Source organism: Klebsiella sp. GN_Kp190, from assembly GCF_040061795.1.
Taxonomy (GTDB): Bacteria; Pseudomonadota; Gammaproteobacteria; order Enterobacterales; family Enterobacteriaceae; genus Klebsiella; species Klebsiella michiganensis.
Window position 1 is genome coordinate 1 of record NZ_JBEAFN010000066.1, and the last position, 26440, is coordinate 26440.

Genomic DNA, 26440 nt, shown 5'->3' on the forward strand with positions numbered 1-26440 from the left:
CCGGCCCGCAGACGGCGCTGAACCCGTAGCCCGGCTAAGCGCAGCGCGAGCCGGGAAAAAAGCGGAGATGACATTGCGCGCTGCCTCCCGGAGGCGGCGCTTGACGCGCCTGACCCGGGCTACCGGCCCGCAGACGGCGCTGAACCCGTAGCCCGGCTAAGCGCAGCGCGAGCCGGGAGAAAAGCGGAGATGACATTGCGCGCTGCCTCCCGGAGGCGGCGCTTGACGCGCCTTGTCCGGGCTACCGGCCCGCAGACGGCGCTGAACCCGTAGCCCGGCTAAGCGCAGCGCGAGCCGGGGAAAAAAGCGGAGATGACATTGCGCGCTGCTTCCCGGAGGCGGCGCTTGACGCGCCTTGTCCGGGCTACCGTCCCGCAGACGACGGTAAACCCGTAGCCCGGCTAAGCGCAGCGCGAGCCGGGGAAAAAAGCGGAGGTGGCATTGCGGGCTGCTTCCCGGAGGCGGCGCTTGACGCGCCTTGTCCGGGCTACAAAACCTTGACCGCGCCAGCCTGCTCCATGACCACCAAACGCAAATCCTGCGCAAAGCGCTGGTACTGCGCCTCATTAATCGGCTGCGGATAGCTCAACACGATCAGTTCATGATCGGCGATGCCCTGATGATATGTCGGATGGCGATGCGCCCAGGGGTTCGCGCAAAAGCCCATGGTTTCATAAAAGCGCAGGCGCTTATGGGCAACTTCGCTGGTCAGCGGATCGATTTCCAGAACGGTCAGCGGCGCGCGCTGAAGTATTTCAGCTAACAGCCGCTTGCCGTAGCCGCGCGATCGCAAGGTATCGTCGATGGCCAGATGTTCAACGTAGCGATAGTCAGCAAACCGCCAGCAGCCGCTCAGGCCAATAAACTGGCCATCATCGAACCAGGCTTCCAGTTCATAATGCGGATTATCAAGCGCCTGCTGCTTAGCCTCGGCTTCACGCTGCTCGTGCCACGGAAAGGCCCTGCCGTACAGTGCGTCAAGCGGGGGAAAATGCGCGGAATCGGTAGAGGTCACTCTTTCTGAATTCAACATGAACCCTCCTGGCTACAAAAACTATCCGCCCTCACGCGGAGGGCGGATAAACGAGGAGAATAGCCTACTCGGCCGCCTCGGCTTTTTTCGCCAGCTTATCGAGCAGCTTCTGATGAATGCCGCCAAATCCACCGTTGCTCATCACCAGAATGTGGTCGCCAGGATGGGCGGTTTTAACAATCATATCCACCAGCGCATCGACATCGGCGCTCCAGTGCGCAGGCTGTACGCAAGCGTCAGCCACTTCAGCAACCTGCCACGGGATATGCTGCGGCTGCAGCAGGAAGACCTCGTCCGCGCGACCGAGAGACGGCGCCAGGTCGTCTTTGCAAATGCCCATTTTCATGGTGTTAGAACGGGGTTCAAGCACGGCAAGAATACGCGCGGTACCGCCAACTTTGCCGCGTAGCGCCTGCAGGGTCGCCAGAATCGCCGTCGGGTGGTGGGCGAAATCATCGTATACGGTCACGCCGTTGGCTTCGCCGCGCAGCTCCAGACGGCGGCGGGCGTTGATAAAGCTGCCCAGCGCGTTGGCCGCATCGGCAGGCAGCACGCCGACATGCCGGGCGGCGGCGATGGCCATCAGGCCGTTATGCATATTATGCTCGCCGACCAGCGCCCACTTCACTTCGCCGACTTTCTCGCCGTCCAGCCACACTTCCCAGGAGGAAGCATCGGTGGTGAGCTTTTTCGCCTGCCAGTGCCCCTGTTCGCCAACCAGCTCCTGCTCGCTCCAGCAGCCCATCGCCATCGTCTGCTTCAGATTGATGTCGTTCTCCGGCAGGATAATCTTGCCTTTGCCCGGCACAATACGCACCAGATGATGAAATTGCTTCTGGATAGCTTTTAGATCGTCAAAGATGTCCGCGTGGTCGAATTCAAGGTTATTGAGAATCAACGTGCGCGGGCAGTAATGAACAAATTTGGAACGTTTATCGAAGAAAGCGCAGTCGTATTCATCGGCTTCAATCACGAAGAACGGGCTGTCGCCGAGGCGCGCGGAAACATCGAAGTTGCCCGGAACGCCGCCGATAACAAAGCCCGGCTTGTAGCCGCAGGCTTCGAGGATCCAGGTCGCCATGCCGGCAGTGGTGGTTTTCCCGTGCGTTCCGGCAACCGCCAGCACCCAGCGATCGCGCAGCACGAAATCGTGCAGCCACTGGGGACCGGACATGTAAGGGATATTATTTTCCAGCACCGCTTCCACGCACGGGTTTCCGCGCGTCATTGCGTTACCGATGATCACCAGGTCCGGCTGCGGATCCAGCTGGCTGGCATCATATCCTTGAATTAACTCAATTCCCTGGTTTTCCAGCAGGGTACTCATTGGCGGATAGACGTTCGCATCCGACCCCGTTACCTCATGACCGAGGGAACGCGCCAGCATCGCCAGCCCCCCCATAAACGTGCCACAGATTCCTAAAATATGAATGCGCATTCGTCATTTCCTTCTCTTATCTGAAGCACAGTTTACCGGGATGTTGGGGGGGAAAGAAATGCATTTCAGGCGAATCCGTATTTTGCTGGCGCGATTCACCAGTGCGAACTTTTTTTATTCTTTGTTAAGATTGTTATGTTCGTTTTACTTCACATAAACATGCAGGGAACGGGTTATGAAAACGTTAGGTGAATTTATTGTCGAAAAGCAGCACGAGTTCTCTCACGCAACCGGCGAGCTTACTGCTTTGTTGTCGGCGATAAAGTTAGGCGCCAAGATCATCCACCGCGATATCAACAAGGCCGGCCTGGTCGATATCCTGGGTGCCAGCGGTGCTGAAAACGTTCAGGGCGAGGTTCAGCAAAAACTCGACCTGTTTGCCAATGAAAAGTTGAAAGCCGCACTGCGAGCACGCGATATTGTTGCCGGGATCGCCTCTGAAGAAGAAGATGAGATCGTCGTCTTTGAAGGATGCGAACACGCCAAATACGTGGTGCTGATGGACCCGCTGGATGGATCTTCTAACATCGACGTTAACGTCTCTGTTGGTACGATCTTCTCTATTTACCGCCGCGTCACGCCGGTGGGCACCCCCGTTACCGAAGAAGATTTCCTGCAACCGGGCAACCGACAGGTCGCCGCGGGCTATGTGGTGTATGGCTCCTCGACGATGCTGGTTTACACCACCGGCTGCGGCGTGCACGCCTTTACCTATGACCCTTCCCTTGGCGTCTTCTGCCTGTGCCAGGAGCGCATGCGCTTCCCGGAAAAAGGCAACACCTACTCGATTAACGAAGGTAACTACATTAAGTTCCCGATGGGCGTGAAGAAGTACATTAAGCACTGCCAGGAAGAAGATAAAGAGACCCAGCGCCCGTATACCTCACGCTACATCGGCTCCCTGGTGGCGGATTTCCACCGCAACCTGCTTAAAGGCGGCATCTATCTCTATCCGAGCACCGCCAGCCACCCGGACGGTAAACTGCGCCTGCTGTACGAATGCAACCCGATGGCGTTCCTTGCAGAACAGGCGGGCGGTAAGGCCAGCGATGGTAAAGAGCGTATTCTGGATATCATCCCGGAAAGCCTGCATCAGCGCCGTTCTTTCTTCGTCGGCAACAACCATATGGTTGAAGACGTCGAAAACTTTATTAAAGAGTTCCCGGACGCGTAACCCGCCTCTTCCCCTCCCGCCTTACGGGAGGGGAAATCCTTCCGTCAGTGCCCCACCCTTGTCACCGGCGAACTCTGCCGATTCTCCCACAGCACCGTCAGGCCGCGCTGCAGCGCGATAAAGATGAACAGCAGGATACCGATAGCGATCTTGGTCCACCATGAACTCAGCGTACCGTCGAAGTTGATGTAGGTTTGAATCAGCCCCTGAATGGCGACGCCAAACAGCGTGCCGAGAACCGTCCCCACCCCACCGCTTAACAGCGTACCGCCGATAACCACCGATGCAATCGCGTCCAGTTCAACGCCAACGCCCGCCAGCGCATAGCCCGCCTGGGTATAGATGGAGAAAACGATCCCCGCCAGCGTCGCCAGCCCGGTAGAGAGCATATAAATACGGATCGTCGTGCTCCGCGTGGAAATCCCCATCAGGTTCGCCGACGTCGCGTTGCCGCCGATGGCATAAACCTGATTGCCAAAGCGGGTGCGGTGGGCCATAAAAATTCCGCCGATCACCACCAGCAGCATCAACAGCCCCATCGCGCTCAGACGCCCGCCGCCGGGGATGGTCCATGCCAGTCCTGATAGCGCGTCATACACCGGATGATTAATGGGAATCGACTCTTCCGAGACCAGGTAGCTGACGCCGCGCAGAAAAAACATCCCGGCGAGGGTGATGATAAACGCCGGGATCTTCAGCGCATCAATAAGCAGGCCCATAAACGCGCCAAAGGCGCAGCCCATCACCAGCACCAGCGGAAACGCCACCAGCGGCGAAATCCCCCAGAAACCGATCGCTTTAGCGAGAAATACGCCGGTAAAGGCGATCACCGACCCCACCGACAGATCGATCCCGCCGGAGAGGATCACGAAGGTCATGCCAACGGCGATGATCCCAAGAAAGGCATTGTCGGTCAGGATATTGCAGATCACCCGCGTCGAGGCAAAGCCGGGAAACTGGGTCAGGCAGTAAAGGTATCCCAGTACGAAGACCGCGAGGGTAATCATTAACGGTAAATTACGTTTTATCATGGCCGCGCATCCCCTTCAGTATGCTGATAAAGCGCGGCGACTGGACGATCAGTACGCACAGCACCACCACCGCTTTGACTACCTGATTAAGCTCCGGCGGGAATCCTGACAGCAGGATCCCGGTATTCATCCCCTGGATAATCAGCGCCCCGACGACCGAGAGCAGCAGGTTAAAGCGCCCACCCATCAGCGAGCCGCCGCCGATAACCACCGCCAGGATGGCGTCCAGCTCCAGCCATAGCCCGGCATTATTGGCATCCGCACCGCGAATATCCGCCGCAACGATAATGCCGGCAATCGCCGCGCAAACGCCGCTCAGCACGTAGGCCAACATCACGACGATGCGGGTATTTACCCCGGCGTTTTTTGCCGCGCGAATGTTAATCCCCACCGCTTCGATAAACATCCCCAGCGCGGTTTTGCGGGTAAACAGCCAGAACAGCACCAGCGTCACGATGGCGATTATCACCGGCGTCGGGAACAGCAGTAGCGATCCGCTGCCGAGCCACGCCAGATGCGGAGAGTCAAAGGTCACGATCTGCCCGGAGGTGATCAGCTGCGCCACGCCGCGTCCGGCGACCATCAGGATCAGCGTGGCGACGAACGGCTGGATCTTCAGCACCGCCACCAGAATGCCGTTCCACAGCCCGGCCAGTGCGCCGGCCCCCAGCGATGCGAGCAGCACAACCGTCAGGCTGTGCCCCGCCACGGTCATTGACGCCGCCGTTGCGCCGGCAATCGCCATCACCGCCCCGACGGAGAGGTCAATCCCGCCGGTGGCGATAACCAGCGTCATGCCAATCGCCAGCAGCGCCACCGGTGCGGCGCGGTTCAAAATATCTATCGGGCTGCCGAACAGTCGCCCATCCTGGAGCACGATCTGGTAGAAATGCGGGGCGACCAGGCTGTCAACGACCAGTACCAGCAGCAGCGCAATAATTTGCGGCATCCCTTTTGGCCAGTTAAAGCGCCGTTTCGGCTGGCCGGTTTTCGGAACAGATTGAGGCATCATCGGTTACTCCTTATGCCGCAATAGCGTTCATGATCGCCGGCACGGAGAGCTCGCTCAGAGCCAGCTCCGCCACCTGCTGGCGATCGCGCATGATAATCACCCGATCGGCGTAACCCACCAGCTCTTCCAGCTCTGAAGAAATGACCAGCAGCGCCAGACCATCGGCGCACAGGGTTTCAATCAGGCGGATGATTTCAGCGTGGGCGCCAACGTCAATACCGCGAGTCGGTTCATCAAGGATCAAGAACTGCGGCTTCGTCAGCAGCCATCGGGAGAGCAGCACCTTCTGCTGATTACCGCCGGAGAGAAATTCGATCGGCTGTTCAGCGCTGGGGGTACGAATACCCAGTTGACGAATGAAACGTTCAGCAATCTCATTTTGTTCGCGCCGACCAATCGGCCGCAGCCAGCCGCGCTGCGCCTGTAGCGCCAGAACGATATTTTCCCGCACCGAGGCGGCGGCGATAATGCCGTCGGTTTTACGATCTTCCGGACAGAAGCCGATCCCGAGGCAGGATGCCTGATGCGGCGAGCGCAGGGTTTGCGGCTTGCCTTTGATCCACGCTTTGCCGCTGTCGGCGGGTTTAATGCCGAAGATCACCTCCGCCGTTTCCGTACGTCCCGAGCCTAACAGCCCCGCCAGGCCGACGATTTCACCGGGACGGACCTGCAGACTAAACGGTGCGATGGTGCCTTTTTTGCCAAAATCTTCGAAGGCGGCCACCGGCTTATCGCTCAGCAGGGTGCGGCCCGCGCGCTGCAGGGCGTTATGCTCCAGCTCACGGCCCAGCATCATCTTCACCAGTTCAATTTGCGGCAGCTCGCGGGTTTCCCGGCAGCCGACAAAACCGCCGTTACGCAGCACGGTGATGCGATCGCTGACGGCATACACCTGGTCGAGGAAGTGGGTGACGAAAACCAGGCTGACCCCGCTATCGCGCAGCTGGCGCATCAGGGTAAAGAGCATCTCCACCTCCTGGGTATCCAGGCTGGCGGTCGGTTCATCAAGAATTAACACTTTTGCTGACAGGTCGATCGCCCGGCAGATCGCGACAATCTGCTGCATCGCCACCGAAAAGCGGTTCAGCGGTTCACGGACATCAAGAGAAAAACCGTAGGACGCCATCAGCGCGGTGGCGCGCTTTTCCATCTCTTTACGCCGCAGCAGGCCAAAGCGTCTGGGCTCGCGGCCGATAAACAGATTGTCCGCCACCGACATATTAGGCAGCAGGTTCACTTCCTGATAGACGGTGCCGATCCCCAGCTGCTGGGCGTGAGCGGTATTTTTCGGCGCGATCTCCCGCCCTTCCAGCCAGATGGCCCCGCGATCGGCATGATAGACGCCGGTCAGCGCTTTGATCAGGGTGGATTTACCCGCGCCGTTTTCGCCTAACAGAGCCATGATTTCGCCCCGGCGCAGGCTAAAATTAACGTTATCCAGCGCCTTCACGCCGGGGAAAAATTTGCTAAGCCCTTCAGTACGAAGGATTTCCTGATGTAATTCGCCGTTCATGCTCTCCCCCCTCACCTTTGCCCTCTCCCCGATGGGAGGAGAGGGAAATCAGCCGCGCTTTAGCGACCGGGGACATCCCGGAGGCGGCGGTGAACCTGTGATTCGGCTACTCAGTAGCCCATATTTTTCTTCTTCTCTAACTCTTCTTTCGCCGTATCCGGCAGGTAGAGGGTCGATTTGGTGATGGTGACTTTTTCAGGCAGGGTGCCGTCTTTTTTGTATTTCTCCAGCGCATCGAACGCCGGACCGGCCATATTCGGCGTCAGTTCGACGCTGGCATTGGCCTCGCCGGCCATCATCGCTTTATAGATATCCGGCACGCCGTCGATAGAGCCGGTGAGGATATCTTTGCCCGGCTTCAGCCCGGCCTCTTTAATCGCCTGAATGGCGCCAATCACCATGTCGTCGTTATGGGCGTAAACCATGCAGATGTTCTTGCCGTTGTTTTCCGCTTTGATAAAGCTCTCCATGACTTCTTTGCCCTTGCTGCGGGTAAAGTCGCCGGACTGGGAGCGGATAATTTTGATATTAGAGGCTTTAGAAATGGCCTCAGCGAAGCCTTTCTTGCGGTCAATCGCCACGCTGGCCCCCACGGTGCCCTGCAGTTCAACAACGTTACACGGCTTACCGTCGACGGTTTTGACCAGCCACTCGCCGATCAGCTGGCCTTCCAGCACGTTGTTCGCGGTAACGGTGGTCATGTAGAGATCTTTGTCTTTAACATCAATTGAGCGGTCGAGCAGGAATACCGGGATTTTGGCCTCTTTCGCTTCTTTTAGTACCGGCTCCCAGCCGGTCGCTACGACCGGCGCGATGAAGATGGCATCGACGCCCTGAGCGATAAAGGAGCGTACGGCTTTAATCTGGTTTTCCTGTTTTTGTTGCGCGTCGGCAATCTTCAGAGTGATGCCGCGCTTCGCGGCCTCCTCTTTCGCGACGTTAGTTTCGGCCGCGCGCCAGCCGGATTCAGAACCGACCTGCGAAAAACCTACGGTAAGAGGGGCAGCCATGACCATAGACGACATAGCTGCGGAAACTGCTGTGACAAGAAGTAAGCGCTTCCACATAAGAGGATCCTCGTAGGGTTATTGTTGGTTAAAGCCTCACCTGCGGACAAACTATAGACAATCGGAGATGTAACTGAATGCGTTACATCACACTTCAAAAAAGTTAATTAGATGTTAATCAGCGGCCATCTCACCAGCGGAGAGCCGGTGAGGCTTCGCGAGCCGCGCGAGCTTCGCCGTTTATGACGAAATTTTGCACACTTTGAGATATCAAGCATATGCAATGAAAACGGTTACATAATTTTATTCAGTATGCGGCTATGTTTATGGATTTTCAGGCTGTCTTACGCTGAAAAATTCAGACTCCACCCACCCGTTCTGGGGAAAAAGAAGCGAAGACATTCGATGTGAGTTGGCTATAATACCGGGCACTTGTTTGCCATACATTTTAAAGGAAACAGACATGAGCTTACTCAACGTACCTGCGGGCAAAGATCTGCCGGAAGACATCTACGTCGTGATCGAGATCCCGGCGAACGCAGATCCTATCAAATACGAAGTCGACAAAGAGAGCGGTGCACTGTTCGTTGACCGTTTCATGTCCACGGCGATGTTCTATCCGTGCAACTACGGCTACATCAACCACACCCTGTCCCTGGACGGCGACCCGGTTGACGTTCTGGTCCCGACGCCGTACCCGCTGGAGCCAGGTTCAGTCATCCGCTGCCGTCCGGTTGGCGTGCTGAAAATGACCGACGAATCCGGTGAAGATGCGAAACTGGTTGCGGTACCGCACACCAAGCTGAGCAAAGAGTACGATCACATTAAAGATGTGAACGACCTGCCGGAACTGCTGAAAGCGCAGATCACCCACTTCTTCGAGCACTATAAAGACCTCGAAGCGGGCAAATGGGTTAAGGTTGACGGCTGGGACAACGCTGAAGCGGCGAAAGCTGAAATCGTGGCTTCCTTCGAGCGCGCTAAGAAGTAATTCAGCCGCACTCAGGTTCGCAAAAACACCGCCTCCGGGCGGTGTTTTTTTGGCCGTTGATCCATGCCCGAGCGGCGGCTGACGCCTTAGCCGGCGACAGCACCTAACGCCACAAAAAACAACGCCACCCGAAGGTGGCGTTATCGTTATTAATACTGGTCTTTATCCAACCAGTTGCCGCTTTCTATCAGCGTGAAGCCCTCAACGGGGCGCTGATAGACATACATCCAGGCGCTACCGTAGGGCGTCTGGATCAGGTGACGAGCGTACTCGCCGCCTTTGGTACGCAGCGCATCCAATTCAGCCAGCGTCGATGCGTCAATACGATAGACCTCACCATGTACCGTGCCATCGCCGGGCACCGCGCCTGGATAGTGGCCCAGGCTGTACAGTTGATAATCATTGACACTATGATCGCCCAACCACTGAGCGTTGGTCATCCAGTGGCTGTTGCCTTGTTTGCGTCGTAAACTGCCGTAAACAAATATTCGCATTGCTAAAACTCAAACTGATAGAGCAAATCGAGAGCCTGGTCTACGCCAGACACAGCTTCCATATATAGCTTAGGCATCAGGCGATAGCGTAACGTCAACGTCGCCAGGGAGTCAAAGATCCCTACCCCATATTTTACCTGCAGACCCGGCAGTACATAGCCGCTGACCACCACCTGGGAGGAGTCGCCCACTCCCTCGGTATCCAGCGCCAGATTGCTTACGCCAAACGTCTCGCCGATTTTACCCACAACCTGACCACTTTGTGCAACCCCCATACCAATAAGCATTGAAGTCATGGCTGCGCTATCGCTCTGTCCGCTGCCTAAACCCTGCCCGCGTAGCAGGTAAGAGAGCGCTTCCTGCTGCGACATCGCCGGATCGGAGAAAATCTCCGCTTTCGGCTGATCGGCCGAGCCGGTCACGCGAACGCCGGCGATAACGTCGTCCTCGGTGGCGTCCGGATTACGAATGGCTTCGATATTCAGCAGCGGCTGATCCGGCGGACCAGAGAACAGCAGCTCGCCTTTACGCACGATCAGATCCTGGCCGTAGGCATGGAAACGCCCTTCCGGGATGTTGATCTGCCCGTTGAGCCCCAGCCCCTGTTTGTCCTGCGCCACTTTCAAATCGCCGGTCAGACGCGCTTTCAGACCAAAGGCGTCGAGACGAACGTTGTTGCCCACGTGAATCGTCAGATTGCTGTTGATAGGGATACCGGCGCTCTGCTGCTTAATCGGCTGCAGATTTTTATCCAGCATCACTTCGTCAGATGAGACCCCAACGGCGCTTTCCGGCACTTCGTTGACGACGATACGCGCCCAGGGCACATCAACGCTGCCATCCAGGTTAAACAGGCTTGGCGTGGCGGTAAAGACCACGTCCGGCGACACATCCAGGCGCACCATAGGCGGCACGGTTATCCGCACCCGGCTGCCCTTCGCCGCAATCTGCGCGCGCCAGTTGTCAATCTGCGTCCAGTCGGCGTTGCCGCTGAGCGCAATCTGTCCCTGGCGAGTGTTCACCGTCCCCTGCAGGGTCGAACGGGTACCGGTAAAATTCATCGCCAGCTGGCTCGGCTGCATATCAAACGGCATAAAGTTACCGTCAATATCCACGCCGTTCAGCTGCATCTGACCGAAAAGCTGCGGGCTCTGGACGTTACCGCCCAGTGTCAGACGCGCGTTCAGTCTCCCTTCCGCCTTTTCACCGCGCGAGAAGATAGGGTTGATCATCGCCAGCGAGAAGTTGCTGATATTGACGTTACCGCCCAGATTGCGTCGGCCCTGGGGATCGGTGACCTGCACCTGCCCGTCCAGCTGGCCATTGTTGGTCAGGCGAATCAGCCAGCCCAGCTGGGCGCGGTTATTGTGCAGATCGGCCGTGAGGTTCAGGGTATCGAAAGCCACCGGCAGCGGCGCGTCGTTGACCGTCTGCGTCACCTTCACGTTACGCCCGCTCAGGGTGACCTTACCCTGCGGCAGCCCCTCTTTGGTGGTGTCCCAGCTCACATCGGCATTACCGCTAAACACGCCGCTGGCCTGGGTCGCTTCCGGCATAAAGGGCTTGAGCATCGCGAGATCGAAACGGTTGAGGTTCACCACCGCGCGCCCGCTCGCGCCGGCGTCGATGGTCTGCGGTACGCACAGCTCGGCGTTCGGGTTAGTCCAGCAGTGCGGCCCGATGCTGATTTTCTGCTCAAGGTTGCGGTAATCCAGCGCGATATCACGCGTCAGCGCCACCGGCCCCACCGGGGTCTGGAAACGGGTATTGCTCAGCGTGCCTTTCCAGCGCTCCGCTTTGCGGTCAAAGCTCCCCGCCAGCGAGAGCTGCCCGGAGACCGGATCGCCCTGCACCCGCAGCTGCAGGTCGTGCTGCTTCTCATTGCCCTTCGCATTGAGCTGCACCAGGCTGATATTCACGCCCGGCTGGCTAATACGGTCTACGCGTACGTCAAGGTTACCGCCAATCTGGTCGGTGGATTTCACATCGCCCTTCACGTTCACCTGAGCCACCGACAGCTCCTGCCAGCGCAGCGCCCGGGCGGTGATATCCGCCAGCAGCTGCGGCGCGTCGACGGTGCCGCGAACCTTCACCAGCCCTTTCGCCGTCCCGCCCAGGCCCGGCAGGGCGTTATCGAGATGCGGCGCGTCAATGGTGGCGTCAAGGTTAAGGTCTTTGACCCCCAGCTCGCCTTTCACGTCGGCGCTGTTAGGGCCTAAAGCCAGATGCAGGCCGGGGATTTTCCACTGCATATAGCTGTTGCCCTGCAGCGATCCGCTTACATCGACTTTGTTTTGCTTCACGTTACCGGTAATTTTCAGCTCCGGCACCGACATCTGCCAGCTGCCGCCGTACAGGCTGCCCTGGGTCTTAATCAGACCGTTGAGCTTCGACGGCCAGTCCGGGACCTCTTTAGCGGTGTTGATACCGTCAAGCGTCAGTTCGCCGCGCCAGCTGATCGCCTGCTGCCAGTCGAGCAGCGCCTTCAGTTCGGTTTTCCCTTCGAGGGCGGCGACGGTGAGCTTATCGAGATTCACCTGCTGCTCGTTGCCCTTCGCGTTCAGGTTAATCTTCGCTGGCGGCAGCGACTGCCCTTTCACCGCGGTGCTAAAGGCCAGGGTGTAGTCGGTCATCTTGCCGTTAAATTTCAGCAGAAGATCGTCAGCCTGATACGCTTTCTCGCCGGTAAACGGCCAGTAGAGCTGCTTGCTTTTCACCTCCATATCCAGCGGCAGGCCGGCCTCAGCCAGCTGCGTTTCGGCGCGCAGCGTCATCGCGACTGGACCATTCAGATCGATGCCGACCGTGAGCTTTTTACGCACTTCGCCGCCCACTTTTAGCTGCACTTTCTCGCCCTTCAGGGGGTCAATATTCAGCGTACCGTTGAGGGTGATATCGACCGGCCAGTTATCCTGCAACTGCGCGTTACCGGAAGCCGTGACTTTCCCCTGGTCGGAGTCCACGTCCAGCGCGTCCAGCTTCATCTGCCCATCGATGCTGCTGACTTTAAGCAGCAGATTGTAGATGGTTATATCGGTATCGCCGGTGAGACGCAGCTGCTCGCCGCGGAACGCCTGAATATTAAGATTCAACGGCAGATGGACGTCAGTCATTTCCGGCAGCACCGGTTTCGAGAACAGCTCTTTCATCGTCTCGCCGAGCGGCTTTTCTTCCGGCCGCGGGTTGTCAATTTTCGGCTCGACAACCTGCTCCTGAGCCACCTTCGCCACCTTCGGCAGCGCGATGAGCAACCCCTGCAGCGAGGTCGGCGTCAGGGTGAGGTTTTTCTCCTGCCAGTTAAGCCCCGTGGAAAAGTCGCGCACCGAGACGGCGGTATCGTCAATTTTTACGTTGACGTTATGCAGCGCCACCCGGCTCAGGGTGACGGGATAAGGCGTGGAGAGATTCAGCGGCCCGCTCTCTTCTTCTTCAACCGGCGCCGCTGGCGGCATCTTGCTGGTATCGATCGCCACATAGATATCGCGCAGAGAGATATCGTTGACGCACAGGCTGCTGTCCCACAGGCAGCGTAGCTTAACGCCCAGATGGAACTGGCCGGCGGTGACCGCCACGCCCGGCTGCTCAAAGCGCACGTTCTCCAGCGTCAGATCGCGCCAGCCGCCGGTGGCTTTACCGATTTCCAGCCCCGGGACCCAGCGATCGGCGGCTTTGATAACCAGATGCAGGCCGGTCGTCGTCCCCACCAGGAATCCTACCGTCCCCAGCAGCAGCAGCAGAAAAATCAGTACGCCGAGGCTTATCTTCTTCCATAAACTCATAATTCAGGCCCCAGACCGATGTAAAACTGTAAACCGTGCTCTTCTTTGTCGCCGATCGGTCTGGCGATATCCAGCTTGATTGGCCCGACCGGAGACTGCCAGCGCACGCCGAGGCCGGCGCCGGTTTTAAAGTTGCTTTCGCGGATATCGCTTACCGCTTCGCCGCTATCGACGAACACCGCGCCCCACCACTTGCCGCTCACGTTGTACTGATACTCCAGCGAGCCGGTAGCCAGCTTCGAGGCCCCCATCAGTTTGCCGTCGTCATCTTTTGGCGAGATAGATTTGTATTTATAACCGCGAATGCTGCGGTCGCCGCCGGCGAAGAAACGCAGATCCGGCGGGACTTTGCTGAAGTTATCGGCCTCAATCCAGCCGAGGTTGCCGCGCACCACGAAGCGGTGGCGGTCATAAAGGGTGCGGATCCAGACGTCCTGCGCCTGCATCACAATAAAGTTAATATCCGAGCCCCACATGGTGTTGGAGTAGTCCACCGAATAGCGCTGCGAATCGCCCCAGGTCGGCATCAGGCCGCCGCGCGAACGGGTACGGTTCACCGACACGCCGGGATAGATCAGCATGGTGGTGTTGGTGACGTTGGCCTGGGTAAAGTGGTCAAGACTCCAGCGCAGGTTCAGCGCGCGCTGCCAGCCGCTCGACATCTCCCAGTAGCGCGAAACGGCCAGGGTGGTGGAGTCAGATTTGGTATCGTTGAGATCCGTACGTTTAAAGCCGCCCTGCATCAGGTAGTACTGCTCCAGGGGGCTTTTTAACAGCGGTACTTTGTAGCTGAAATCAAGCTGCTGTTCAGGGGCGGAAAGGCTGAGGCTGGAAGTGAGGCTGTGGCCGTAGGAGTTCATCCACGGCTTTCTCCAGGTGCCTTTGACGCGCGGCCCGACGTCGGTTGAGTAGCCAACCCCGGTTTCCACGGTGTTCTCTTTACGCGGAGAGACCACGCCCTGCAAAGGCAGCACTTTCGTCTGACGGGACTTGTCAAACTGCGGCGCCACCACGACGGAGCTAAACCAGCCGGTTGCCGCCAGGCGGCGGTTAAGTTCGGCTAAATCCTGCGAGGTGTAGTAGTCGCCCTGCTTAAACGGCACCAGGTTTTGCAGATATTCGTCGCGAATTTGCGAGCCTTCAAAAGTGACCGGGCCAAAGCGGTAGCGCTCGCCGCTGTTGTAGTCGATATCCCAGAAGGCCTGATGCCGGTCGAGGGAAACGCCAAGCTGGCTTTTATTAAACTCGCTGTCAAAGTAGCCCTTACGCAGCGCAACCCGGGTCAGAGAGCTTTTAAAACTGTCATAATCACCGTGATTGAGGACCGTGCCGATCGCCGGGCGCGTGTTTAGCAAATCCAGATAGTCGCGATCGGTTCGGGCGCCGCCGCGTAAAATCACGTCAGTGCCGCCAATGCGCACCGGTTCGCCGGGCGTGACTTTGGCGATCAGCACCTGACGCCCCCTCGCCGGCGGCGGACGTAAATCAAAATCAATCGTGGGCTCGTAGTAGCCCAGCGCTTTCAGTCCTTCGCGGATAGCATCATCAACGCGCGCGCGAAAGCGCCGGTCCGGCGTGACTTCATCGCTCTGGATCGTAGAGAGTTGGGCGCGGACGTTTTTTTCCAGTTCCCCGGATAGTCCCTCAACCTGCAAACGCACGCTCGCTGCGCTGGCGACCCCGCTGACCAGCAAAACGCTGGCGATACATAACTGGCGGATTTGTAGCACTTTTTCTCCTGAATATCCTTGTTTCCCCCCGAAGGAAACGAAAGTGCCGCTCCACGGCTTAACAAAACCCTAACAACTAAGGGTTGAAAAATAGACGTTATCCCAAATAATTCTTATGTTTAAATCTAGACGTATTAAGCGCGTTTATTGTGTTCAAAGACACGCTTGGTTACAACCTTAACCACATTTTCTGTTTTGAGAGGCCCACCGTGAGTCTATTTGATAAAACGCATCTTGTCGCCCAAGCGGACGCGCTGCCGGGACGCAACACGCCGATGCCGGTGGCTACGCTCCACGCCGTCAATGGTCACTCGATGACCAACGTTCCCGCAGGAATGGAAGTCGCCCTGTTCGCCATGGGCTGCTTCTGGGGCGTTGAACGCCTGTTCTGGCAGCTGCCCGGCGTTTATAGCACCGCCGCTGGCTATACCGGCGGCTATACGCCCAACCCGACCTACCGCGAAGTCTGCAGCGGCGAGACTGGCCATGCTGAAGCCGTGCGCGTGGTCTACGATCCGCAGGTTATCAGCTATGAGCAGCTGCTCCAGGTATTCTGGGAAAATCACGACCCGGCGCAGGGCATGCAGCAGGGTAACGACCGCGGAACGCAGTATCGCTCCGCGATTTATCCGCTAACGCCTGAGCAGAGCGAGGCGGCGAAGGCCAGCCTGGCGCGTTTCCAGGCGGCAATGAATGAAGCCAACGACCCGCGCACTATCACCACCGAGATCGCGACGGCGAAGCCGTTCTACTATGCGGAAGACGATCATCAGCAGTATCTGCATAAAAATCCCTACGGATACTGCGGCATTGGCGGAATTGGGGTTTGTTTGCCGCCGCAGGCCTGATGCGGCTGCACCGTAGGGCAGGCCGCCGGATTGAATAATTTACGCTCTGGCGGCTTTACAGTACCTTACGCTATACTACGCCGTGCTATCGCCGGTCCAGAGCCTTCGGACCGGCTTTTTGTGAATTCCACTTAGCGTTATCCACTTCCCTTCCGAGGATCTGATCTCAACGGTCAGATAAGATATGTTAAACAGTATTTTAGTAATACTTTGTCTGATAGCCGTCAGTGCGTTCTTTTCGATATCGGAAATCTCGCTGGCCGCATCACGTAAAATCAAACTCAAGCTGCTGGCCGATGACGGCAACATCAACGCTCAACGCGTGCTGAAGATGCAGGAAAACCCCGGGATGTTCTTTACCGTGGTGCAAATCGGCCTCAACGCGGTAGCGATTCTCGGCGGTATCGTCGGCGATGCGGCATTTTCGCCGGCGTTTAATAGCCTCTTTAGCCGCTATATGTCCCCGGAGCTCTCCGAGCAGCTGAGCTTTATTATCTCCTTTACCCTGGTCACCAGCCTGTTCATTCTGTTTGCTGACCTGACTCCGAAACGCATCGGTATGATCGCGCCTGAAGCCGTCGCTTTACGCATCATCAACCCGATGCGCTTCTGCCTGTTTCTCTTCCGCCCGCTGGTGTGGTTGTTTAACGGCATGGCCAACAATATCTTCCGCCTGTTCAAAATTCCGATGGTGCGTAAAGACGACATTACCTCCGATGATATTTACGCCGTGGTGGAAGCCGGCGCGCTGGCAGGGGTGCTGCGTAAGCAGGAGCATGAGCTGATTGAGAACGTGTTCGAACTGGAATCGCGCACCGTGCCTTCATCGATGACCTCGCGTGAAAACGTCATCTGGTTCGATCTTCACGAAGATGAACAGAGCCTGAAGAATAAGGTCGCGGAGCATCCGCACTCCAAGTTCCTGGTCTGTAATGAAGATATCGACCACATCATCGGCTACGTTGATTCCAAAGACCTGCTGAACCGCGTGCTGGCAAACCAGAGTCTGGTGCTGACCGGCGGCGTGCAGATTCGCAATACGCTGATTGTCCCGGATACCCTGACGCTGTCTGAAGCGCTGGAAAGCTTTAAAACCGCCGGTGAAGACTTCGCCGTGATCATGAACGAATATGCGCTGGTGGTCGGGATTATCACCCTGAACGACGTGATGACCACCCTGATGGGCGACCTCGTCGGCCAGGGGCTGGAAGAGCAGATCGTCGCGCGCGATGAAAACTCCTGGCTCATTGACGGCGGAACGCCGATCGACGACGTGATGCGGGTGCTGGATATCGATGATTTCCCGCAGTCCGGCAATTACGAGACCATCGGCGGCTTTATGATGTTTATGCTGCGTAAAATTCCCAAGCGCACCGACGCGGTGAAATTCTCCGGCTATAAGTTCGAAGTGGTGGATATCGACAACTACCGCATCGATCAGCTGCTGGTGACCCGTATCGACAATAAGCCGACGGTGCTGGTGCCCAAGCTGCCGGATGCGGCCAACAGCGATAAAGAGTCAGCGTAAAACCGTTGACGAACCGACAAGGCGGATGAAAATCCGCCTTTTTTATTGCCCGAATGTGAGGCTGCTCACGCCCCTCGGGCAATAGCAGATTTTTACTGCTCCACAGCGAAACGTTCATGACTCCCCTCTGCGCAAAAAGGTAACTTTGCTCGCGTCTACACGATCATATTCCTGAATAAAGGAAGCGAGGGTTACCATGATAGAATCAAATAAAAACTACTATATAAGCTGTCTGTTCTTCCTGTTCTTCTTTATTGGCTGGGGATGCTGCTATCCTTATTTATCATTGTGGTTAACGGAAACCATCGGCATTAATTACACTGACGTCGGTCTGGTTTATTCCTTTACCGCGATTATTGCCGTTTGCGTTCAACCACTATTCGGTTTTATATCCGACAGGCTGGTCTATCGTAAAAACCTGATGTGGCTGCTGGCCATCATTATTACCCTCTTTGCCCCCTACTGGATCTACGTCTTTGCGCCATTATTAAAAGTTAACGTTTTTCTCGGGGCGCTGGCGGGCGGCATCTATATTGGCATGGCCTACGGCGCAGGCTGCGGTATTTGCGAAGCTTACATTGATAAAGTCAGCCGCGCTTCCGGTTTTGAGTTTGGTCGCGCCAGAATGTTTGGCGGCATTGGCGCGGCTATCGGCACCTTCGCGGCAGGCAAGCTCTACGGGATCGACCAGAACATGATTTTCTGGCTGGCCAGCGGTGCCGGCGTATGCCTGCTGGTCATTGTCTGGAAAATGCAGATTAGCGCGAATAAACAAGGCGCGATACACAGTAGTAAAGCCTCGTCGGTCACCCTGAGCGACGCCACCTCGCTGCTGAAAATGAAGAAATTCTGGTTCTTCGCGATCTACACGATCGGCGTCGGCGCGGTATATGAAACCTACGACCAGCAGTTCGCCATCTATTACAGCCACTTCTTTGAGAGCAAAGCGCGCGGCGCGGAAGTCTTCGGCTATTTAACCACAGGTCAGATTTTCCTTGATGCGGTAGTGATGTTTTTCGCCCCATGGTTCGTGAATAAAATCGGCCCGAAAAATGCTCTGCTGTACTGCGGAATGATTATGAGTCTGCGCATTATCGGCTCGGCCTGGGCTATCGGTCCGGTGTCCATTAGCCTGATTAAACTGCTGCACGGTTTTGAGAGCTCGGTATTACTCGTCGCCGCGCTGAAATATATTACTGCCAACTTCAACCCGCTGCTTTCGGCCACGGTTTATTTAATCGGCTTCCAGTTTTCGAAAAGCTTTAGCTCTATTTTCCTTTCTACCGGCATCGGTCACATGTACCAGAGCATGGGCTTTACCAGCAGCTATATCGTGCTCGGCGGTATCGCCCTGTGCTTTACCCTGATTTCATTTATTACGCTGGACAAAGCGCGCGCTTTTGCCCCGCAGCCGGCGCCCGCGCATTAATTTAAGGAGGTAACCTGTATGTCTGATTTATTTTATGGCGTGGCCTATTACGATGAATATATGCCGGAAGATCGGCTGGCGAAAGATATCGCCTTAATGCAGGAAACGGGCATTAACGTGGTGCGGATTGCCGAATCGACCTGGAGTACGCTGGAGCCCCGGGAGGGCGAATATAACTTCTACCATATCGACCGGGTGCTGAATGCCATGCATAAAGCGGGGATCGCGGTGATTATCGGCACGCCAACCTACGCCGTCCCGGCCTGGCTGGCGGCGAAGCACCCGGATATTCTGGTCACTACCGTCAACGGGCAGCAAAAATATGGCCCGCGCCAGATTATGGATATCGTCAACCCGACCTTTCGCCGCTATGCCGAAAAGATTATCCGTACGCTAATGGCGCACGTGCAGCACCATCCGGCGATTATTGGCTGGCAGCTGGATAACGAAACCAAGCATTACGATAATATCGGCCGCCATATGCAGGAGGGTTTTGTACGCAGCCTGCAGGAAAAATACCCCGACCTTGACCAGTTGAATAACGATTTTGGTCTGGACTACTGGAGCAACCGCATCGATAGCTGGCAGGATTTTCCGCCGGTCGAAAACACTATCAACGCCAGCCTCGCCTGCGCGTTCTCCCGCTACCAGCGCCAGCAGGTGACGGAGTATCTCGCCTGGCAGGCGGAGATCGTGCGCGAATATGCCCAGCCGCATCAGTTCGTCACCCACAACTTCGATTTTGAATGGCGCGGCTACTCCTACGGCGTGCAGCCGCGAGTTGACCATTTTGCGGCGGCGCAGACGCTGGATATTGCCGGAGTCGATATCTATCATCCGAGCCAGAAACACCTGACCGGGCGAGAAATCGCGTTTGGCGGCGCCATTACGCGTTCGCTAAAGCAGGGTAAGAATTACTTCGTGCTGGAAACCCAGGCGCAGGGCTTTGCCCAGTGGACACCTTATCCGGGCCAGCTGCGCCTGCAGGCTTTTAGCCACGTGGCCTCGGGGGCGGCAATGGTCTCTTACTGGCACTGGCATTCGATTCATAACGCGTTCGAGACCTACTGGAAGGGGCTGTTAAGCCACGACTTCTCGCGCAACGCGACCTGGCAGGAGGCCACCACTATCGGGGCTGACTTTGCCCGCCTGTCGCCGCAGCTGGCGGAGCTGAAGGCAGAAAACGACGTCGCGCTGCTGATAAGCAATGAGGCGATGGACGCCCTTAACCAGTTCCGTCCCGGCGACGCGCAGGGCAATATTTATAACGATATTTTCCGCCGCTTCCACGATGCGCTGTACGACCACAATATCAGCCTCGATATTATCCACGACGTTAACGAGGAAACCGCGCGCTACCGCGCGCTGATCGTACCCGGACTCTACGCCGCCGATGATGGCCTGCTGACGCGCATCAACCGCTATATCGAGCAGGGCGGCAGAGCGCTGATCGGCTTTAAATCAGGCTTTAGCGATGAAAACGTGAAGGTGCGCAGCGGCGCGCAGCCGGGAATTTTGCGCGAGAGCTGCGGCGTGAGCTACAGTCAATTCACCCTGCCGGAAGAAACCACGGTACGCGCCTGCAGCGCGGACATTGATTGCCGTCAAGACAATCAGGCCGAGCTGTGGATGGAGCTGCTGACGCCGGACGCCGGTACCCGTACGCTACTGCGCTATCAGCATCCGGCATGGGGCGACTATGCCGCCGCCACCGAGGCGGATTACGCTCAGGGTCGGGCGATTTACGTTGGCTTCCTGCCGCAGAAAACGTTGATTAGCCAGCTGTTCGATCGGCTGACCGCAGGACTGGATCTGCGTTCACGTACATCAGCCTACCGCTATCCGCTGGTGGTCAAAAAGATGCGCAACCGCGACGGCAACAGCATCCACTTCCTGTTCAACTACTCCGGCGAACCGCAGGCGTTTATCAGCGAGACATCGGGCAACGCGCTGTTGAGCGGGGAAAAAGTTAGCTGCGGCCAGCCGTTGCGCCTCAAAGCATGGGAATTTACTATCATCGAAAGTTAAGCGGGCGGCGGCGCTCGGGCGGGAGAAACGATGGAACTGGATATCAATGAGCTACTGAACTTCTCGCCATTGATGAAGACCTTTACCTTCAACGCCTGGGTCGTCGCCGGCTTTACCCCCATCACCCGCGGCTCAAAGCTGGACTACTACATAAACCGCCCGCAGGGGATGAAAGGTTACATCATCAATCTGACGCTTCGCGGCCAGGCGCGCGCGAAAGCGGGAGACGGCTCCCTTCTGTGTCGTGAAAACGATCTGCTGCTCTTCCCGCCCGGCGTTCCGCACCATTACGGACGGGACGAACACAGCGAATACTGGGATCATTTATGGATCTACTTCATCCCCCGGCCCTACTGGATAGACTGGCTAAAATGGGATCAAACGACCCACGGCATTGGTAAAACCACGGTCAACGATCCTGAGCAGCTGCAGAGTCTGCGCGATCTGTTCTATGAAGTTATCCGCCACCACTCCGCTTCCGCCCCGCTGTCGGAGGCGCTGGCGATGAATGCGCTGGAGCGCCTGATCCTGAACTGCTTTCAGCGACAGCCGATCAGCAACCGCCACGCCCACGACCCGCGGATTAACGCGGTGTGCGACTATCTTAACGAACATATTGCCCAGGAGATGAAGATCGAGACCCTGGCGGCGATGGTTTTTCTCTCCCCTTCGCGGCTGGCGCATTTGTTCAAAAATGAGCTGGGGCAAACGGTTTACGCCTGGCGCGAGGCGCAGCGCATCAACCGCGCGAGGTGGCTGATCCAGAGCACCTCCCTGCCGCTTAACAAAATCGCCCTGTCGGTAGGTTACGGAGACCCGGTCTATTTCACGCGCATTTTCCGTAAACATAACGGCATTCCCCCGGGCGAGTACCGTAAACGCTATGCGGAAATGAAGGGATAGGTCCAGAAACATCAACGGCTCCCTTAGGGAGCCGCCTTTTTACCGTGTAGTCATACCTCTTTTCAGGTTATGCCATCTCTGTTTGCAGACGGCTCACCTGGCGGTTGACTTCAGACATCACTGACAAATGCAGCTTGTCCTTAACCTTCGGGATAAGGATTTTGCCCTTATCAAACTCAAAAGCGCCAACGTCCTTGATATACAAACGTCCACGGAACAGGATCTTCACGTACTTCGCTACTTGTAGCGGGTTGTAGCGTTGGAAAATTTTCATTGTTGTCTCCTGCCAGGGTTACGCTCCTGTGGTGCCACAGTTAGCCCACGTACCGGAATCGCAAATTTTAATGCCCTGAAACTATAGTCCAGAATCTGAGTGATACCCAGTTTGTATAAGTTTATTTACCTTATGATGACAATAATTCAGAGTTTTCGTTTCAGGCATCCGATGAAGGTAGTATAAGTCGCCGATTTTAGACGGAATTGTGCGTCAACACGCAAACTGGCACCATCATTGCGGGTAATGCCCATAAATCGCACTTATGATTAAAGCAGACCAAGTGGTCGGATCACCTGCACAGATAATAAAAGGAAACACCATGACCCTACGTAGATTACTGGCCGTTTCATGTCTCCTGTTCCCGCTGATGGCGTCGGCGCATAACTTTGTCGATGGCCAGCGCGTTGCGCCGGTCGGCGTCGCGGATCGGGGGGAGCTGGTACTGAACAACGATAAGTTTAGCTATAAAAGCTGGAATAGCGCGCAGCTGGTGGGGAAAGTGCGCGTCGTGCAGCATATTGCCGGGCGCTCGTCGGCAAAAGAAAAAAACGCGACCCTGATTGAAGCGATTAAAAGCGCGAAGCTCCCGCACGATCGCTATCAAACCACCACAATCGTCAATACCGATGACGCTATCCCGGGTTCAGGCATGTTTGTCCGCAGCAGTATTGAGAGCAACAAGCAGCTCTACCCCTGGTCGCAGTTTATCGTCGACAGCAACGGTGTGGTCCGCAAAGCGTGGCAGCTTAATGAAGAGAGTTCGGCCATCGTGGTGCTGGATAAAGATGGCCGCGTACAGTGGGCTAAAGACGGCGCGCTTAGCCAGGAAGAGGTGCAGCAGGTGGTTGCCCTGCTGCACAAGCTGCTCAATAAATAGAGACCCGGAAGCCGGGGTTGAGGAACGATTCACGCGGCGTGTAATCAAGGGTACGCCCCTGCCAGTCGTGAACGTGCGCCCCGGCGGCGCTGGCGACCGCATGACCGGCCGCGGTGTCCCAGGTGGAGGTCGGCCCGAAGCGCGGATAAAGCTGGGCCTGCCCTTCGGCGACCAGACAGAACTTCAGCGATGAACCGATTGAGGTGGTCTGGTGTTCGCCAAGCTGCTCCAGATACTCCTGCAGCTCCGGGTCATTGCCGTGGGAGCGGCTAATCACCACCAGCGGCGGACGCGCATCGCGGACCTGAATCTGCTTGCGAACGCCGCACTCCTCTTTCCACGCTTTGCCCTTTTCCGCGCTGTACATCACCTTCATCACCGGCGCGTAGACCACGCCAAGGATCGGCTTCCCGTTTTCAATCAAGGCGATATTGACGGTAAACTCGCCGTTGCGCTTGATAAATTCTTTGGTGCCGTCCAGCGGGTCCACCAGCCAGTAGCGCTGCCAGTGCTGGCGCACCTCCCAGGCCGGCGGGTCCTCTTCCGACAGAACCGGAATATCGGGCGTCAGCGCCAGCAGGCCGCTGATAATCACCTTGTGCGCCGCAATATCCGCGGCCGTGACCGGAGAATCGTCCTTCTTGCTGGCAACGTCCATCGGCTGTTTTCCATCGTAAACTTCCATGATGGCATCGCCCGCGTTCCGTGCTAGCTGACATACTTGTTCTAACATTCTCCACCTCGTCTGGTTACAGTGGCGTTAACTCGTTGTTTTATTTATATCGCATCATTGTGAGTTCCGCTATCTGTGATAACGATGGCGGTTTCTTTCACCGCTTTTCTGGCATGATTCACATTTCTGTAAGCAACAGAATGTAAATACATTTTCTTCTGTGCCATTGCTCATAAAAAAGGACGCCACTGATGATTAAGTTTAGCGCAACGCTGCTGGCCACGCTGATCGCCGCCAGCGTAAATGCGGCGACGGTCGATTTGCGGATCATGGAAACCACCGATCTGCACAGTAATATGATGGACTTTGACTATTACAAAGACAGCGCCACGGAAAAATTTGGCCTGGTGCGCACCGCAACCCTGATTGAGAAAGCGCGCCAGGAAGCCAAAAACAGCGTGCTGGTCGATAACGGCGACGTTATTCAGGGCAGCCCGCTGGGCGACTATATGGCGGCGAAGGGACTGAAAGAAGGCGATGTTCACCCGGTCTACAAGGCGATGAATACCCTGGATTATGTCGTAGGTAACCTCGGCAACCACGAGTTTAACTACGGGCTCGACTTCCTGCACAAAGCGCTGGCCGGGGCAAAATTCCCCTACGTGAACGCCAATATTATTGACGCCAAAACCGGCCAACCGATGTTTACGCCTTATCTGATTCAGGATACCCAGGTACAGGATAGCGATGGCAAAACTCAGACCCTGCGCATTGGCTATATCGGCTTCGTACCGCCGCAGATTATGACCTGGGATAAAGCCAATCTCAGCGGCAAAGTCACCGTCAATGACATTACCGCCACCGCGCGCAAGTTTGTCCCGGAAATGCGTGAGAAAGGTGCGGACGTGGTGGTGGTCATTGCCCACTCCGGCCTTTCCGCCGACCCGTATCAGGCGATGGCGGAGAACTCCGTTTACTATTTAAGCCAGGTGCCTGGGGTCGATGCCATTATGTTCGGCCACGCGCACGCCGTCTTCCCGAGCAAAGATTTTGCCGGTATCAAAGGCGCAGATATCGCGAAAGGTACGCTGAACGGCGTACCGGCAGTGATGCCGGGCATGTGGGGCGATCACCTTGGGGTGGTCGATCTGGTTCTGAACAACGACAGCGGTAAATGGCAGGTCAGCGCAGCGAAAGCCGAAGCGCGGCCGATCTACGATGCGGTGGCGAAGAAATCGCTGGCGGCAGAAGACAGCAACATGGTGGCGGTACTAAAAGCCGACCATGACGCCACTCGCGAGTTTGTCGGCAAACCGATTGGTCAATCCTCGGACAATATGTACAGCTATCTGGCGCTGGTGCAGGACGATCCGACCGTACAGGTGGTCAATATGGCCCAGAAGGCCTACGTTGAGCACTATATTCAGGGCGACCCGGATCTGGCGAAACTACCGGTACTCTCCGCCGCCGCGCCGTTTAAAGTCGGCGGACGCAAAAATGACCCCGCCAGCTTTGTTGAAGTGGAAAAAGGGCAGCTCACCTTCCGCAACGCCGCCGACCTCTACCTGTATCCCAACACCCTGGTGGTAATGAAAGTCAGCGGTAAAGAGGTTAAAGAGTGGCTGGAGTGCTCCGCCGGGCAGTTCAATCAGATTGACCCCGGCAGCAGCAAGCCGCAGTCGCTGATTAACTGGGACGGCTTTCGCACCTACAACTTCGATGTCATCGATGGCGTGAACTACCAGATCGATATCACCCAGCCGGCGCGCTATGACGGCGAATGTCAGCCCGTTAATCCGCAGGCCGAGCGAATTAAAAACCTGACCTTTAACGGCAAGCCAATCGATCCGAACGCCACTTTCCTCATCGCGACCAATAACTACCGCGCTTACGGCGGTAAATTCCAGGGCACCGGCGAGGATCATATCGCGTTCGCCTCGCCGGATGAAAACCGCTCGGTGCTGGCGGCGTGGATTGGCGCGGAGTCGAAGAAAAACGGCGAGATCCATCCGGCGGCGGATAACAACTGGCGCCTGGCGCCGATCCACAGCACCGTACCGCTGGATATTCGCTTTGAAACCTCACCAGGCGATAAGGCCGCGGCGTTTATCAAAGAGAAAGCGCAATACCCGATGCGCCAGGTGGCTACCGACGATATCGGCTTTGCCATTTATCAGCTGGGTTTGAGTAAATAATTGCCGGTTCCCCGGTTGTGCTGCGCTTACCGGGGCTATCCTGACATCATCCTCAGGCTACCTGTTCGTGGTTCGCCAGAACCGCGGGCAGGTTCAGCTCAATCCAGTCCGCCAGCGCCGCCACCTTCTCGCTCACCTGCTCACCGAGCGGAGTCAGACTATATTCAACGTGCGGCGGTACCACCGGGTACGACACGCGGTTAAGAAAGCCATCCTGCTCCAGCGCCTGGAGCGACTGGGCCAGCATCTTTTCGCTGACGCCGCCGATCTTACGCCGCAGATCGCTAAACCGATGGGTGCCATCGCGCAGGGACACCAAAATCAGTACGCCCCAGCGGCTGGTCACGTGCTTGAGCACTTCCCGCGAGGGGCACTGTTCGGCAAACAGGTTGCCGTTGCGTAGCTGCTCGCTCAGCGTCAGATTCGCCATATTCACACTTACCTTTTTGTACGTACTTACTAAAAGTTAGTTAAGGTGTT

At 56.7% G+C, this 26440-nt stretch carries 21 protein-coding genes; 9 read left to right on the forward strand and 12 right to left on the reverse strand.

Annotation, left to right across the window (positions count from 1 at the left end; all coding sequences use genetic code 11):
- Positions 1-487 precede the first annotated feature (487 nt).
- Both ABLU67_RS24320 and mpl read right to left on the reverse strand, forming a co-directional pair.
- Positions 488-1033 (reverse strand): GNAT family N-acetyltransferase, encoded by a 546-nt coding sequence (locus ABLU67_RS24320; RefSeq protein ID WP_049083188.1) that lies wholly within the window; start codon positions 1031-1033, stop codon positions 488-490.
- 64 nt (positions 1034-1097) lie between these two features.
- Positions 1098-2471: a UDP-N-acetylmuramate:L-alanyl-gamma-D-glutamyl-meso-diaminopimelate ligase gene (gene mpl, locus ABLU67_RS24325; RefSeq protein WP_004098056.1), complete on the reverse strand. Its 1374-nt coding sequence runs from the start codon at positions 2469-2471 to the stop codon at positions 1098-1100.
- 175 nt (positions 2472-2646) lie between these two features.
- On the opposite strand from mpl, the gene fbp reads away from it, so the two are divergent.
- Positions 2647-3645, forward strand: a complete 999-nt coding sequence (gene fbp, locus ABLU67_RS24330) for a class 1 fructose-bisphosphatase (RefSeq protein WP_004098053.1) — start codon at positions 2647-2649, stop codon at positions 3643-3645.
- Between the two features lie 44 nt (positions 3646-3689).
- On the opposite strand, the gene yjfF is transcribed toward fbp, so the two are convergent.
- The 4 genes from yjfF to ytfQ form a co-directional block, all read right to left on the reverse strand.
- Complete coding sequence (yjfF, locus tag ABLU67_RS24335) at positions 3690-4676, reverse strand: galactofuranose ABC transporter, permease protein YjfF (protein ID WP_004098052.1); 987 nt, start codon at positions 4674-4676, stop codon at positions 3690-3692.
- Positions 4663-5688: a galactofuranose ABC transporter, ATP-binding protein YtfT gene (ytfT, locus tag ABLU67_RS24340; protein ID WP_014227645.1), complete on the reverse strand. Its 1026-nt coding sequence runs from the start codon at positions 5686-5688 to the stop codon at positions 4663-4665. The genes yjfF and ytfT overlap by 14 nt, the downstream gene beginning before the upstream one ends.
- Before the next feature lie 10 nt (positions 5689-5698).
- Positions 5699-7201: a galactofuranose ABC transporter, ATP-binding protein YtfR gene (gene ytfR / locus ABLU67_RS24345; protein ID WP_325934640.1), complete on the reverse strand. Its 1503-nt coding sequence runs from the start codon at positions 7199-7201 to the stop codon at positions 5699-5701.
- A gap of 110 nt (positions 7202-7311) precedes the next feature.
- Positions 7312-8268 (reverse strand): galactofuranose ABC transporter, galactofuranose-binding protein YtfQ, encoded by a 957-nt coding sequence (ytfQ, locus tag ABLU67_RS24350; protein ID WP_004098043.1) that lies wholly within the window; start codon positions 8266-8268, stop codon positions 7312-7314.
- A 403-nt stretch (positions 8269-8671) separates the two neighbouring features.
- On the opposite strand from ytfQ, the gene ppa reads away from it, so the two are divergent.
- Complete coding sequence (gene ppa / locus ABLU67_RS24355; protein ID WP_004098041.1) at positions 8672-9199, forward strand: inorganic diphosphatase; 528 nt, start codon at positions 8672-8674, stop codon at positions 9197-9199.
- A gap of 149 nt (positions 9200-9348) precedes the next feature.
- Here ppa and ABLU67_RS24360 read toward each other — a convergent pair whose 3' ends face one another.
- The 3 genes from ABLU67_RS24360 to tamA are packed head-to-tail and all read right to left on the reverse strand — an operon-like array spanning position 9349 to position 15202.
- Positions 9349-9693: a gamma-glutamylcyclotransferase gene (locus tag ABLU67_RS24360; RefSeq protein WP_004098039.1), complete on the reverse strand. Its 345-nt coding sequence runs from the start codon at positions 9691-9693 to the stop codon at positions 9349-9351.
- A gap of 2 nt (positions 9694-9695) precedes the next feature.
- Positions 9696-13472 (reverse strand): autotransporter assembly complex protein TamB, encoded by a 3777-nt coding sequence (gene tamB, locus ABLU67_RS24365; protein WP_134898990.1) that lies wholly within the window; start codon positions 13470-13472, stop codon positions 9696-9698.
- A complete protein-coding gene (gene tamA / locus ABLU67_RS24370) occupies positions 13469-15202 on the reverse strand; it encodes an autotransporter assembly complex protein TamA (protein ID WP_014227642.1) in 1734 nt (577 codons plus the stop codon). Before tamA ends, tamB begins: the two co-directional genes overlap by 4 nt.
- 209 nt (positions 15203-15411) lie before the next feature.
- Here tamA and msrA point away from each other — a divergent pair, with 209 nt between their 5' ends.
- The 5 genes from msrA (at position 15412) to araC (ending at position 21938) form a co-directional block, all read left to right on the forward strand.
- A complete protein-coding gene (gene msrA, locus ABLU67_RS24375; RefSeq protein ID WP_014227641.1) occupies positions 15412-16050 on the forward strand; it encodes a peptide-methionine (S)-S-oxide reductase MsrA in 639 nt (212 codons plus the stop codon).
- Positions 16051-16234: 184 nt separating this feature from the next.
- The gene (locus tag ABLU67_RS24380; RefSeq protein ID WP_025107621.1) at positions 16235-17578 is read left to right on the forward strand and encodes a hemolysin family protein; all 1344 of its coding nucleotides are present in this window, start codon (positions 16235-16237) and stop codon (positions 17576-17578) included.
- A 196-nt stretch (positions 17579-17774) separates the two neighbouring features.
- Positions 17775-19007 (forward strand): oligosaccharide MFS transporter, encoded by a 1233-nt coding sequence (locus ABLU67_RS24385; protein ID WP_202019325.1) that lies wholly within the window; start codon positions 17775-17777, stop codon positions 19005-19007.
- An 18-nt stretch (positions 19008-19025) separates the two neighbouring features.
- Entirely contained in the window at positions 19026-21035 is a 2010-nt protein-coding gene (locus ABLU67_RS24390) for a beta-galactosidase (protein ID WP_221842348.1), read from the forward strand.
- Between the two features lie 30 nt (positions 21036-21065).
- Positions 21066-21938 carry an arabinose operon transcriptional regulator AraC gene (gene araC / locus ABLU67_RS24395; RefSeq protein ID WP_004098024.1) on the forward strand — a complete coding sequence of 291 codons (873 nt, stop codon included), beginning with the start codon at positions 21066-21068 and terminating at the stop codon, positions 21936-21938.
- 67 nt (positions 21939-22005) lie between these two features.
- Here the strand turns inward: araC and ABLU67_RS24400 are convergent, their stop codons facing one another.
- Positions 22006-22212, reverse strand: coding sequence for a DUF1107 domain-containing protein (locus ABLU67_RS24400; protein WP_004098023.1), 207 nt, complete (start codon positions 22210-22212; stop codon positions 22006-22008).
- A gap of 322 nt (positions 22213-22534) precedes the next feature.
- On the opposite strand from ABLU67_RS24400, the gene ABLU67_RS24405 reads away from it, so the two are divergent.
- Complete coding sequence (locus tag ABLU67_RS24405; protein WP_032747643.1) at positions 22535-23092, forward strand: YtfJ family protein; 558 nt, start codon at positions 22535-22537, stop codon at positions 23090-23092.
- Here the strand turns inward: ABLU67_RS24405 and cysQ are convergent.
- Entirely contained in the window at positions 23082-23825 is a 744-nt protein-coding gene (gene cysQ, locus ABLU67_RS24410; protein WP_004098019.1) for a 3'(2'),5'-bisphosphate nucleotidase CysQ, read from the reverse strand. The genes ABLU67_RS24405 and cysQ overlap by 11 nt on opposite strands.
- Positions 23826-24016: 191 nt before the next feature.
- Between cysQ and ABLU67_RS24415 the strand changes: the two genes are divergently transcribed.
- Complete coding sequence (locus tag ABLU67_RS24415; RefSeq protein ID WP_201993738.1) at positions 24017-25960, forward strand: bifunctional 2',3'-cyclic-nucleotide 2'-phosphodiesterase/3'-nucleotidase; 1944 nt, start codon at positions 24017-24019, stop codon at positions 25958-25960.
- Positions 25961-26012: 52 nt separating this feature from the next.
- Here the strand turns inward: ABLU67_RS24415 and ABLU67_RS24420 are convergent, their stop codons facing one another.
- The gene (locus ABLU67_RS24420) at positions 26013-26390 is read right to left on the reverse strand and encodes a helix-turn-helix domain-containing protein (RefSeq protein WP_004098015.1); all 378 of its coding nucleotides are present in this window, start codon (positions 26388-26390) and stop codon (positions 26013-26015) included.
- Positions 26391-26440 lie beyond the last annotated feature (50 nt).

Excerpts from the sequence above, each read along its gene's own strand:
- ABLU67_RS24320 (WP_049083188.1), bottom strand. The coding sequence starts at position 1,033 with ATGTTGAATTCAGAAAGAGTGACCTCTACCGATTCCGCGCATTTTCCC.
- mpl (WP_004098056.1), bottom strand. The coding sequence starts at position 2,471 with ATGCGCATTCATATTTTAGGAATCTGTGGCACGTTTATGGGGGGGCTG.
- fbp (WP_004098053.1), top strand. The coding sequence starts at position 2,647 with ATGAAAACGTTAGGTGAATTTATTGTCGAAAAGCAGCACGAGTTCTCT.
- yjfF (WP_004098052.1), bottom strand. The coding sequence starts at position 4,676 with ATGATAAAACGTAATTTACCGTTAATGATTACCCTCGCGGTCTTCGTA.
- ytfT (WP_014227645.1), bottom strand. The coding sequence starts at position 5,688 with ATGATGCCTCAATCTGTTCCGAAAACCGGCCAGCCGAAACGGCGCTTT.
- ytfR (WP_325934640.1), bottom strand. The coding sequence starts at position 7,201 with ATGAACGGCGAATTACATCAGGAAATCCTTCGTACTGAAGGGCTTAGC.
- ytfQ (WP_004098043.1), bottom strand. The coding sequence starts at position 8,268 with ATGTGGAAGCGCTTACTTCTTGTCACAGCAGTTTCCGCAGCTATGTCG.
- ppa (WP_004098041.1), top strand. The coding sequence starts at position 8,672 with ATGAGCTTACTCAACGTACCTGCGGGCAAAGATCTGCCGGAAGACATC.
- ABLU67_RS24360 (WP_004098039.1), bottom strand. The coding sequence starts at position 9,693 with ATGCGAATATTTGTTTACGGCAGTTTACGACGCAAACAAGGCAACAGC.
- tamB (WP_134898990.1), bottom strand. The coding sequence starts at position 13,472 with ATGAGTTTATGGAAGAAGATAAGCCTCGGCGTACTGATTTTTCTGCTG.
- ABLU67_RS24380 (WP_025107621.1), top strand. The coding sequence starts at position 16,235 with ATGTTAAACAGTATTTTAGTAATACTTTGTCTGATAGCCGTCAGTGCG.
- ABLU67_RS24385 (WP_202019325.1), top strand. The coding sequence starts at position 17,775 with ATGATAGAATCAAATAAAAACTACTATATAAGCTGTCTGTTCTTCCTG.
- ABLU67_RS24390 (WP_221842348.1), top strand. The coding sequence starts at position 19,026 with ATGTCTGATTTATTTTATGGCGTGGCCTATTACGATGAATATATGCCG.
- araC (WP_004098024.1), top strand. The coding sequence starts at position 21,066 with ATGGAACTGGATATCAATGAGCTACTGAACTTCTCGCCATTGATGAAG.
- ABLU67_RS24400 (WP_004098023.1), bottom strand. The coding sequence starts at position 22,212 with ATGAAAATTTTCCAACGCTACAACCCGCTACAAGTAGCGAAGTACGTG.
- ABLU67_RS24405 (WP_032747643.1), top strand. The coding sequence starts at position 22,535 with ATGACCCTACGTAGATTACTGGCCGTTTCATGTCTCCTGTTCCCGCTG.
- cysQ (WP_004098019.1), bottom strand. The coding sequence starts at position 23,825 with ATGTTAGAACAAGTATGTCAGCTAGCACGGAACGCGGGCGATGCCATC.
- ABLU67_RS24415 (WP_201993738.1), top strand. The coding sequence starts at position 24,017 with ATGATTAAGTTTAGCGCAACGCTGCTGGCCACGCTGATCGCCGCCAGC.
- ABLU67_RS24420 (WP_004098015.1), bottom strand. The coding sequence starts at position 26,390 with ATGGCGAATCTGACGCTGAGCGAGCAGCTACGCAACGGCAACCTGTTT.